This window comes from Nocardiopsis lucentensis DSM 44048 (genome assembly GCF_000341125.1).
Taxonomy (GTDB): Bacteria; Actinomycetota; Actinomycetes; order Streptosporangiales; family Streptosporangiaceae; genus Nocardiopsis; species Nocardiopsis lucentensis.
Genome location: NZ_ANBC01000145.1, coordinates 1 through 11,093, shown reverse-complemented (window position 1 = coordinate 11,093; position 11,093 = coordinate 1). Strand labels below are relative to the sequence as shown.

Annotated in this window: 7 protein-coding genes and 1 pseudogene; 1 reads left to right on the top strand and 7 read right to left on the bottom strand. The window is 72.7% G+C overall.

Going from position 1 to position 11,093, the window contains the following annotated elements:
• The 4 genes from D471_RS0105065 to nirB form a co-directional block, all read right to left on the bottom strand.
• Positions 1-604 (bottom strand): sirohydrochlorin chelatase (locus D471_RS0105065; RefSeq protein WP_017597629.1); only part of this gene is annotated, 604 nt, incomplete at its 3' end.
• Positions 601-1,779: a uroporphyrinogen-III synthase gene (locus tag D471_RS0105060; protein WP_026127421.1), complete on the bottom strand. Its 1,179-nt coding sequence runs from the start codon at positions 1,777-1,779 to the stop codon at positions 601-603. The genes D471_RS0105065 and D471_RS0105060, both read right to left, overlap by 4 nt.
• 5 nt (positions 1,780-1,784) lie before the next feature.
• Positions 1,785-2,150, bottom strand: a complete 366-nt coding sequence (gene nirD / locus D471_RS0105055) for a nitrite reductase small subunit NirD (RefSeq protein ID WP_017597627.1) — start codon at positions 2,148-2,150, stop codon at positions 1,785-1,787.
• Positions 2,147-4,654, bottom strand: a complete 2,508-nt coding sequence (nirB, locus tag D471_RS0105050) for a nitrite reductase large subunit NirB (RefSeq protein ID WP_017597626.1) — start codon at positions 4,652-4,654, stop codon at positions 2,147-2,149. The genes nirD and nirB overlap by 4 nt, the downstream gene beginning before the upstream one ends.
• A gap of 316 nt (positions 4,655-4,970) precedes the next feature.
• On the opposite strand from nirB, the pseudogene D471_RS41605 reads away from it, so the two are divergent.
• Positions 4,971-5,300 (top strand): annotated as a pseudogene (locus tag D471_RS41605) (hypothetical protein); the annotation flags it as partial.
• 63 nt (positions 5,301-5,363) lie between these two features.
• On the opposite strand, the gene D471_RS0105045 reads toward D471_RS41605, so the two are convergent.
• The 3 genes from D471_RS0105045 to D471_RS0105035 all read right to left on the bottom strand — a co-directional run.
• Positions 5,364-6,974 carry an OmpA family protein gene (locus D471_RS0105045; RefSeq protein ID WP_017597625.1) on the bottom strand — a complete coding sequence of 537 codons (1,611 nt, stop codon included), beginning with the start codon at positions 6,972-6,974 and terminating at the stop codon, positions 5,364-5,366.
• Between the two features lie 157 nt (positions 6,975-7,131).
• Positions 7,132-8,898: a S8 family serine peptidase gene (locus D471_RS0105040; RefSeq protein WP_017597624.1), complete on the bottom strand. Its 1,767-nt coding sequence runs from the start codon at positions 8,896-8,898 to the stop codon at positions 7,132-7,134.
• Positions 8,899-9,025: 127 nt separating this feature from the next.
• On the bottom strand, positions 9,026-11,093 hold a 2,068-nt coding region (locus D471_RS0105035; protein ID WP_017597623.1), incomplete at its 5' end, for a helix-turn-helix transcriptional regulator.

Below are 11,093 nucleotides of genomic sequence, written 5' to 3'. Positions count from 1 at the left end.
CGTCGGCTCCGCTGCCGGCGAGGCGGTCGTGGAACAGGCCCGGGGCGAGCAGCCAGGTGGCCACGGCGACGCGTGTGTGGCCTTGGGCGCGTAGGCGGGTGACCTGTTCGGTGACGGTGGGGCCTCCGGTGGCGATGTAGCCGAGGGACACGGGGGTGTCCAGGCGTCGGGCCAGGGCGTGGGCGCTGTCGCGCAGTTCGGCGCGGGCGCGTTCGTCGGAGGTTCCGGCGCAGGCCAGGACGACGGCGTCGCCGGTCTGGTGTCCGGCGGCCGTCAGGCGCCGGTGGGCGGTGGCCACGACGGCGGGGTGGGCGCCCAGGGCGGGGGTGAGCACGGCGTCGGCGCGGCCCGCTTTGGCGAGTTGGTGGGGGATGTCGGTGCGCACGTGGTAGCCGCTGGCCAGGAAGGCGGGTACGACCACGACGGGTCCGGGGAGGCGGGCGGCGACGTCGCCGACGGTGGGGGTGAGCACGTCGGCGAAGGCCAGGTGGGTGGGTTGGCGGGTGATCTCCTCCACGCGTAGGGCCAGGGAGTGGGCCACGGCGGTGCCGTGGGGGTCGCGGGTGCCGTGGACGGCGAGGATGAGGGCGGGCTGTCGGTTCATGGCGCGGGTGTGCAGTCGGGGGTGTCCAGGGCCAGGCGGTAGCCGCGTTTGACGACGGTTTGGATGATGCGGGCGTCTCCCAGGGCGGTGCGCAGGCGGGCCACGGCCGTTTCCACGGCGTGGGCGTCGGCGTCCTCGCCCAGGCAGGTGAGCAGGTGGGTGCGGTCGCGGACCTGGCCGGGGCGGCGGGCGAGTTCGCGCATGAGCCGCATGAGGGTGGGTGAGAGGGTGTGGACGGTGCCGTCGACCAGGACGGCGTGGCCGCGCAGGCGTAGGCGGTGTCCGGCCACGTCCAGGGTGGGGAACCGGTTGGGGAGTTCCTCGGTGAGTTTGCGGACCTGGGCGCCGATGCGGGCGCGGTGGGGCCAGACGGTGGGGATGTCCTGGGCCATGAGGGGGCGGGCGGTGACGGGGCCCACGCACATGGCCAGGACGTCGCCGCGCAGGGCCGAGACGAGGGCGTCGGCGTGGCCGCTCGCGCGGGCGCGGGCCAGGAGTCCGGCGGCGGCGGGGGCGCTGGTGAAGGTGACGGCGTCCACTCCCCCGCTGGTGACGGCTTCGATGAGCCGGTCCAGGGGTGCGGTGTCTTCGGGTTGGGTCCACCGGTAGACGGGGACTTCGACGACGTCGGCTCCGGCCAGGCGTAGGGCGGCGGTGAAGTCGGGCAGGGGTTCGCCGTGGAGTTGGATGGCCACGCGTAGCCCTTTGACGCCGGTGGACAGCAGGTAGTCCAGGACCTCGGCGGAGGATTCGGAAGGGGGCGACCATTCCTCGGTGAGTCCGGCGGCGCGGATGGCGCCCTTGGCTTTGGGGCCGCGGGCGAGCAGGCGTGAGGCGCGCATGGAGGACAGGAGGGGTTCGGCCATGCCCCAGGTTTCGCAGGCCTCGACCCAGCCGCGGAAGCCGATGCCGGTGGTGGCCACGACGACGTCGGCGGGGCGGCGGGTGAGTTCGGTGGAGACGGCGGCCAGGCGTTGGTCGTCGCTGAGCGGGACGATGCGCAGGGCCGGGGCGGCCACGACCTCGGCGCCCTTGCGGCGCAGCATGGCGGCGAGTTCGTCGGCGCGGCGGGCGGCGGTGACGGCGACGGTGAACCCGGCCAGGGGTGCGGTGGTGGCGGGAGTGGGCGGGGTGTGCTCGGACGGCGCCGGGGCCGTCTGCTGCTCCCGGTTCAGGGTGGTCACGGTGTTCCCTCGGTCGCGCTGGTGTGGATCTGGACGGTGTCGCCGTCGATGCGGACGGGCCAGGTGGTCAGGCGGGTGTCGGGGTCGTCCAGGCTGTGTCCGGTGCTCAGGGAGAAGACGTGCTTGAGCATGGGTGAGGCGACGGTGGGCTGGCCGTCGCGGTCGCCGACGATGCCGCGGGACATCACGGCGGCCTGGGTGTAGGGGTCGATGTTGTCCACGGCGTACAGGTGGTCGTCGTGGGTGCGGAACAGGGCGGCCTGGCGTCCGTCGGGCAGCAGGACGGCGACGCCGTCCTCGGGGTGCAGGCGGTGGGCGGGGCAGGCGTTGATCCAGGTTTCGGTCTGGGTGGCGGTGCTCATCTGGTGGCCTCCTGCGGGCGGGGGGTGGGCATGCCGAGGTTGAGGGGCGTGCCGGGGACGGGCTGGTCGCGGGTGGTGGTGAAGCTGATGGTGGGGTCGGGGGTGTCGGGCGCGTTGGCGAAGGACACGAACCGGGAGAGCTTGTCGGGGTCGGCCAGGACGTCGGCCCACTCGTCGGAGTAGCCCGCCACGTGGCGTTCCATGGCCTCTTCCAGTTCGGCGCCGATGCCCAGGGAGTCGTGGACGACGACGTCGCGTAGGTGGTCCAGGCCGCCGTCCATGGCCTCGATCCAGGGGGCGGTGCGCTGGAGGCGGTCGGCGGTGCGGATGTAGAACATCAGGAACCGGTCGATGTAGCGGATGAGGGTGTCCTCGTCCAGGTCGGAGGCGAGCAGTTCGGCGTGGCGGGGGGGGAAGCCGCCGTTGCCGCCCACGTACAGGTCCCAGCCGTTGTCGGTGGCGATGACGCCGAAGTCCTTGCCTCTGGCCTCGGCGCACTCGCGGGCGCATCCGGAGACGGCGGACTTGAGCTTGTGGGGTGAGCGCAGTCCCCGGTAGCGCTCCTCCAGGCGGATGGCCATGCCGACCGAGTCCTGGACGCCGTAGCGGCACCAGGTGGTGCCCACGCAGGACTTGACGGTGCGCAGGGCCTTGCCGTAGGCGTGGCCGGATTCGAATCCGGCCTGGACCAGGCGGGACCAGATCGCGGGCAGTTGTTCGAGGCGGGCGCCGAACAGGTCGATGCGCTGGCCGCCGGTGATCTTGGTGTAGAGGTTGAAGTCGCGGGCGACCTCGCCGATGACGATGAGCTTGTCGGGGGTGATCTCGCCGCCGGGGATGCGCGGGACGACCGAGTAGGTGCCGTTGCGCTGCATGTTGGCCAGGTACCGGTCGTTGGTGTCCTGGAGGGTGGCCTGTTCGCCCTGGAGGATGTGACCGTTGCCCAGGGAGGCGAGGATGGAGGCGATCGCGGGCTTGCAGATGTCGCAGCCGCGTCCGGTGCCGTGCCGTTCGATGAGGGCGGAGAACGTGGTGATGCCGGTGGCGCGGACGATCTCGACCAGTTCGGCGCGCGACTGGGTGAAGTGTTCGCACAGGGCGTTGGACTGTTCGATGCCGGCCTGGTCCAGGAGCTGCTTGAGCATGGGCACGCACGAGCCGCAGCTGGTTCCGGCGCGGGTGCAGGCCTTCAGGGAGGGCACGTCGGTGGAGCCGGAGTGGATGGCGTCGCAGATGGTGCCCTTGGTGACGGCGTTGCAGGAGCAGATCTGGGCGTCGTCGGGCAGGGCGTCGGCGCCCACGGCGGCGCCGCCGTCGGGGGTGATCAGGGCCAGCGGGTCGCCGGGGAGTGGGGAGCCGACCAGGGGGCGCAGGGTGGCGTAGGCGGAGGCGTCGCCGACCAGGATGCCGCCGAGCAGGGTGGTGGCGTCGTCGGAGACCACGAGTTTGGCGTAGCGGCCGCTGGCGGCGTCGTTGACGACGACGTCGAGGGCGCCTTCGGCGCGGCCGTGGGCGTCGCCGAAGCTGGCCACGTCCACGCCCAGGAGCTTGAGTTTGGTGGAGGTGTCGGCGCCGGTGAAGGTGGCGTCGCCGCCCACGAGCCGGTCGGCGACGACCTCGGCCATGGCGTTGCCGGGGGCGATGAGTCCGTAGACGGTGCCTCGGTGGTTGGCGGCCTCGCCGATGGCCATGATGTGGGAGTCGCTGGTGGTGCAGGTGTCGTCGATGGCGATTCCGCCGCGTTCGCCCAGGTCCAGGCCGCAGGCGCGGGCCAGGTCGTCGCGGGGGCGGATGCCGACGGAGAAGACGACCAGGTCGGTGTCCAGGTGGCCGCCGTCGGACAGGGTGAGGCGGGCGGCGCGGCCGTCGTCTCCGGGTTCGATGCCGGTGGTGGCGGTGCCGGTGTGCACCTTCACGCCCAGGTCGGTGACGAGGTTCTTGAGGAGGGCTCCGGCGCCCTCGTCGATCTGGGCGGGCATCAGGTGGGGGGCGAGTTCGACCACGTGTGCCTGCAGGCCGAGCAGGCGCAGGGCGTTGGCTGCCTCCAGGCCGAGGAGTCCGCCGCCGATGACGACGCCGGTGCGGGCGTTCTTGGCGGAGTCGGTGATGGCGTCCAGGTCCTCGATGGTGCGGTAGACGTGGCAGCCGGGCAGGTCGTGGCCTGGGATGGGGGGGACGAAGGGGGTGGATCCGGTGGCCAGGACGAGGCGGTCGTAGGGCAGGGTGCGGCCGGAGGCGGTGGTGACGGTGCGGGTGGCGCGGTCGATGCCGGTGGCGCGTTCGCTGACGTGCACGTCGGTGTGGGGGCCGGTGGGGTCGCCCAGGGACAGGTCCTCGGCGGTGGCGCCGTCGAAGTAGGAGGACAGGGCGACGCGGTCGTAGGCGGTGCGGGGTTCCTCGCCGACGACGGTGGTGTGCCAGTGGTGGGCACCGTCGCGGTCGCGCAGGGCCTCGATGAGTCTGTGGCCGACCATGCCGTTGCCGATGACGACGAGTTCTTCCATGGGTGTTCGGCTCCTCCTGGCTGCGGGGTGGTCGTGTTTCAGGCAACCCGGAGGGTGTTTCCCAGGCGTCAGGTGGTTGTGACGGCGATGTTTCGATGTGCTGTCATCGCAGGTGAGAAATGCGTGATTGGGTGATCTCCCCCACGGGAGGGAGGCGGTTCACCCTTGATGGGGAGGTCGCCCGGGGCGCGGGGCGCGAGGGTGGGGGTGTCGAAGAACCGTTCCCCTCGTGAAGGAGCAGGGCCATGGCCACCCCCCGATCGTGCGACCCGTCCACTCCCGTGGAGAGGGGGCGCGTGCGCCCGTGGTGCCCTGGGTGGTTGGCGCGGCGCTCATGCTGGGTCTGGTGCAGCGGTGGGGTGTCCGGTTCCCCCGGTGGACGGTCGGGCTGGCCGGGCGGCGGGTCCCGGTCGCGCTGGCGGTGGTGCCCGCGAGTTTGGTGACCGTGGCCCTGGTGGCGATGGGGCGTAGCACCGTGGTGCAGTTGGTGATCGGATCCGCGGGGGCCACGCCCGTCACCGAGCCGGTGCACGCGACGGTGTTCGCGTTGATGGGCGTGTGGGGTGCGGCGCTGGGTGTGGCCACGGCCGCCTACGCGGTGCGGCGGCGCGCCGAGTGTGACGGGTGCGGGCGGGGTCTGCCCGAGGNNNNGGGGGCCCGGGCCCGCCGGTGTGGCCCCGCTCCCCTGCTCGGGGGCGGGGCCCGTGTGTCAGCGGATGGGCACGTCGACCTCGCCGAACGCCCCGGCGTGCAGGGTCATCTCGGTGACGTCGGGAGCCGGGGCGGGAAAGACCGCCAGGGCCAGGTACTGCTCTCCGGTGGCCAGCTCGTTGATCCGGTCGGCGAAGTCCTCATAGGCGCCGTCGCCGGTGCGGATACGGATGACGTACCGGACCAGGCCGGTGTCGGGGTTGTGGACGCGGAAGCCGCCCAGGGTGCCCTCGGTGTACTGGGCGGGGCTGCCGGGGATGACCGACTCGTCCACGTCCAGGTCCGCCTCCAGGGGTGAGAGCGTGGAGTTTTGGAAGCCCACCATCTGGAACAGGTAGGCGCCGTCGCGCACCATCGGGTAGACGTGCAGGTCCACGTCGTTGTGGATGAGGGTGGTGACGGGTTCGGGGTCGTCGAAGAAGTGGGCCGGGTCGGCGACGTGGCGGCGGGCCGAGGCCAGGCCGTCCTGGGTGGGGGCGGCGCCGTCGGCGTCCAGAGGCACTTGGTAGGTGAACTCCACCCGGCGGTTGCGGGCGCGGGCCTGCTCGTCGTCGGGCCCGCCCTCGGCGGCCAGCGGTTCGGCGCTGCCGCGTCCTTCGGTGGTGAAGGTGAACTCTGCGCCCAGTTCCTCCTCCAGCAGGGCGCGTGCGGCCTCGGCGCGTTCGCGTGACAGGGTCTGGTTGTAGGCGGATGGGCCGCGGTCATCGGTGTGGCCGACGATGGTGATCTCCCCGCCCTGGGGGCCGATGTTGGCGCGCAGGGTCCGGGCGCAGGCGCGGATGGTCTCGGCGGCCTCGGCGGTGGGTGTGGAGGCGTCGAAGGCGAACATCTCGTCGGCGTGCAGGGCGATGACCTCTTGGTCGCCGGAGCGGGTGGTGGAGGCGGTGGGGTTGTCCACGAAGCTCTCCATGGTGTGGCGGTCGCCGGAGGTGTCCAGGGCCGGGGGTGGTGGGTTGTCGGGGTACCAGATCTGGTCGGGGAGTTCGGGTTCTTGGGCGAAGGTCTCGGGGTCGATGTAGTCGTGGGCGTTGGGTTCGGGGGCGGGGGTGAACTCGTCGACGCGGGTGATGGGGATGCCGGGGATGAGGCCGACCCCGGCGCCGGTCAGGGTGAGGTACCGCGCGTCCTGGGTGGGGGCGGGCAGGTAGCGGCGCAGGGTGGTGGGCAGTCCCTCGTGGGTGGGCATGTGGGGGTCGCCGGGCACGAAATGGGTGCCGTAGGGCTCGTCGTTGTTGGCGGAGTCGCGCAGGAAGCGCAGGACCTCCCCGGAGACGGGGTCGACCATGCGTACGGGCGGGTTGCGTCCGGTGACCGTCCCGGGCAGGTCCTCCAGGTAGTTGTGGGTCACCTCCAGCATGAGGTACTCGCCGTTGTGTTCCAGGTTGGTGATGGTGAGTTCGAAGGTGACGTCGTTGCCGCCCTCGATCGACATGCGTCCCTGGCGGACGAAGGGGAGCCGTGGGCGCTCCCGTTGGTCGGCACCGGTCTGGGGGGAGGGTTCCGCGGTGGGGGTGGCGTCGTTGCCGCCGGTCAGGTTCTCGACCAGGCCGCAGGAGGTGAGCAGCAGGCTGAGCGCCAGGGCCGCGGCCGCGGGGGCTCGTGTGGTCATGGTCTGGGGGTCTTCCTCACGGTGGGCGCGGGTGGACCGCGGTCGCTGGGTGTGTTGTGGTCTGACGCGGGCGCGCCCGGCGGGGTTCGCGTGAGGGGGAACGGGGTGGCGGCCCCTCCCCCGCTGTGGGGAAGGGGCCGCCGGTGGGGGGTGGGGATCAGGACAGGGTGACCGTCTTGGTGGTCGAGCCGGTGGCACCGGTCTCGTCGGTGACGGTCAGAGTGATGGTGTAGGTGCCGGGACCGTCGTAGAAGTGCCAGGTGGTCTGGCCGGTACCGGTGGTGCCGTCGCCGAAGTCCCAGCTGTAGGAGACGATCGGGGCGTCACCGGCGCTGGAGCCGGACCCGTCCAGGCTGCAGTAGTACCACCAGGTGTAGCAGGACCCGGTGAAGTCGGCGGTCGGCGCGGTGTGGTCGGGGGCGCCCACCGTCACCTCGACGGTGTCGGAGTTGGTGGCGCCGGTGTCGTCGGTGACGGTCAGCGTGACGGTGTAGGTGCCCTCGCTGGCGTAGGTGTGGGAGGTGGTGGCGCCGCTGTCGGTGGCGCCGTCGCCGAAGTCCCACGCGTAGTCGGTGATCTCCCCGGCCGACCCGGACCCGTCGAAGGAGCAGGTCAGGGTGGCGTCGTCGCAGGACTGGGAGATGTCGGCCACGGGGCCGTCGGGCGGGGTGGTGCTGCCGTCACCGGGGAAGGTGTCGGGGTCGCCCACGTCCAGGAGCGGCTCCTGGATGCCGTCGCCGGAGGTGTCGTTCCAGTCGTAGTTGCCGGCGCCGGTCAGGGTCTGGTAGAGGGCCATGACGCCGGAGCGGTCGCTGGGCTTGGCGGAGCCGGTGGCCAGCAGGGCCAGGCCGCCCGCGGCGTGCGGGGAGGCCATGGAGGTGCCGCTGATGGTGTTGTAGCCGCCGCCGGGCCAGGTGGAGGTGATGCAGGAGCCGGGGGCGGCGATGTCGATGACGTCACCGTAGTTGGAGAAGGTCGACAGGGTGTCGTCGGAGTCGTGGCGGCAGCTCAGGGTGCCGCCGTTTCCGCCGGGCTGGCCGTCGGAGTCGGCCATGGAGGAGACGGTGAGCACGTCGGGGTGGTTGGCGGGGAAGAAGTTGCGGCCGTCGACCCCGTCGTTGCCCGCGGCCACGGCCCAGGCCACACCCGCGTCGACGGCGTTGGTGATGGCCTGGCTCAGGGCCTGGTCGGTACAGCCGTTGCAGCCCAGGCTCATGTTGGCCACGGCGACCTGGTCGGCGTTGGCGGTGACGTAGTCCACGCCCGCCGTGATGCCGGCCAGGGTGCCGCTGCCGCCCGAGGTCAGGACCTGGACGTTCCAGATGTCGGCGCCGGGGGCCATGCCGACGACGCCCTCGTTGTTGTCGATGGCGGCGATGCTGCCGGCGACGTGCGTGCCGTGTCCGTTGCCGTCGCTGGCGGTGTTGGACACGCAGGAGCCGCTGGTGCAGTCCACCGAGTCGACGACGTTGAGGTCGGGGTGGGACCCGTCGACACCGGTGTCCAGGACGGCGACGGCCACGTCGGGGACGTAGTCGGGCTGTCCGTTGATGTCCAGGTTGGGGTTGTCGGGGGCGAAGGTGCGGGAGATGCCGGTGGGGGTCTCCTGCTCGAAGGCCTCGACGACCTGGTCCTCTTGGACGTAGGCGACGTCGGGGTCCTCGAGCAGGTCTGCGGCGTCGGCCGCGGTCATCTCGGCGGCGTAGCCGGTCAGGGCGTGTTCGTAGACGCCCTGGGGGCGGTCGCCGTTGCGGTCGGCGACCTCTTCGGGGTTGGCGCTGTCGTCCAGGACGACGATGTAGGTGCGTTCGGTGGGATCGGACAGATCCAGGAACGCGGGGGTCTCCGGTTCGGCGGCGGCCGGTGACGCCGCCAGGAACGGCAGCATCACGGCGGCCGCGATCACGGCACCGATCTTGCGCATGTGGGGGAACCCTTCGTGGAGGGATGCAGGGATGCGTGGGTCGGGTGGCCACCCATGTGTCATGGTGTGTGGCTCGGCGTGGCCGAACAATACGTATCTACTACGTAGTTAAGAAGCGATCGGGTGACTACGTAGCGGAGGGGTCGGAGGGGGCGGACAGGTCCCGTCGTGAGCGCAGGCCGAGTTTGGCCAGCGCGTTGGCCACGTGGGTCTCCACGGTGCGCGGGGACAGGTGCAGCAGCGCCGCGATCTCCCGGTTGGTGCGCCCCTGGGCGGCCAGCGTCGCGATCTCGCTCTCGCGCGGCGACAGGCGCCGGTCCCCGCGGCCGCGGCCGGTGGTGGGAGGGGTGACCACACCGTGGGCCCGCAGGGCGCGGCGCACCCGCGAGGCGTCCCAGGCCGCGCCCAGTTCGGTGTACTCGGCCAGGGCCGAGCGCAGGTCGCCCACCCCCGAGGAGGGGTCGCGGTCGTGGCCGTCGGTCTGGGACAGCAGGGCGTGGGCGGCGGACTCGCGGGCCTGGGCGGCGTCGTAGGGCCGTCCCATGGCCCGGTAGGCGTTCTCGGCCTCGCCGTACAGGTGCAGGGCCCGGTCGTGGTGGCCGCGGTGGTGGGCGATGGCGGCCTTGAACCGGATCAGCGCGGCCTCGGCCGCGGGGGCGTGGGCGCCGCGCAGCCCGGCGCTGAAGCGGGCGCACAGGTCCCGGGCGACGGCGACGCGGCCGGTGTCCAACAGGGCTTCCATCCCGGGTACCAGTTCGGCGGCCCACACCCAGATGCCCTTGCTGGCCACCAGGGAGACCAGGTCGTCGACGTGCTCCCAGGCGGTGGCCGGGTCGCCCTGGGCGGTGGCCAGGCGGGCCAGGAGCCCGGCGGCCAGGGCGCGCACGGGCACGGTGTAGTCGGGGGCGGTGCGCGCGGTGGCCTCGGGGCCGGGGCGGACGCGGGCCAGGTGGGTCTGGGCGGTGGCGGGGTCGCCCTGGGCCAGGGCCAGTCCCGCGCGGATGACGGTCAGTTCGGCGGTGACCGAGTGCAGGTGGGCCAGGCGCGGGGAGCGCAGGTTGCGTTCGGTCTCCTCGGCCAGCCCCGGCCACCGGCCGCGCACCCAGTCCAGGAGCAGGCGCAGGGTGTGGGCGCTCTCGTGTACGTAGGGGGCGTCGGCGGCCACTGACCAGCTGGTGGCGTCGTCCAGGTGGTGGTCGGCGCGGTCGTAGTGGCCGAGCATGACGGCGGCGTCGGCGAGGTTGAGGGAGCCGCGGGCGAACTCGCGGCGGCGCGCCAGGGTCTCGGGGGTGGGCTGGGCGTGGGCGGTCCCGGGGTCGGGCAGGGTGACCGTCCAGGCGTCGGGGTCGCCGATCTGGGCCAGGAGGGTGGCGTGGTTGACCGCGACGATCTGGCTGACGGCGGGGTCGCGGCTGCGGTCGGCGGCGGCCACGGCCTGTTCCATCCACCGGCGGTGGGTGTCGACCGAGTCGGAGGTGTCTCGGGGCACGGCGAGCGCGCACATGGCGCGGGCGGCCAGGTCGGGGCGGGTGGACAGTTCGGCGGTGGCGCGGACGAGTTCGCCGCGGGCGGTGCGCCCCTGGGCGGCCTGGTTGAGCAGGAGCAGTCCCAGCTCCATGCGGAGTTCGCCGCGTTCGGCGGCACTGAGGCCGGGGGTGGTGAGCACGTCGCGTAGCAGGGCGATGGTGTGTTCGGCGCTGATGCCGGTCAGGGCGGCGCGGCCGAGTTTGAGGGTGAGTTCGCAGCGGCGGCGCGGGGGCAGGCTCCGGCGGGTCAGGGCGTCGCGCAGCAGGGTGACGGCGGTGGTGTCCTCCCCCTGGGCCAGGGCGAGGTCGGCAGCGTGTTCGGCGTGGTTGGTCCAGGCGTCCAGGAGTCCGGCCTCGCGGGCGTGGTGGGCCAGGCGGGCGTGGTCGGGGTCGGGAGTCTGGGACAGCACGGCCAGCGCGGCGCGGTGCAGGCGACGGCGTTTGTCGCGGGGCAGGGCGGTGTAGCAGACCTGGCGCAGGAGGGGGGTGGCGGTGGTCAGGGTCGTCGGGTCGGTGGTGTGCAGTAGGCCGCGGCGGCAGGCGCGGGCCAGGGCCTTTTCGGCGCGGTGCGGGGACAGGTCGGCCACCCGCGCCAGGTGGGTCTCGTTGGAGGGGGTGTCCAGGACGGCGGCGGCGCGCAGGAGTCGGCGGGTGTCGCGGTCCAGGGCG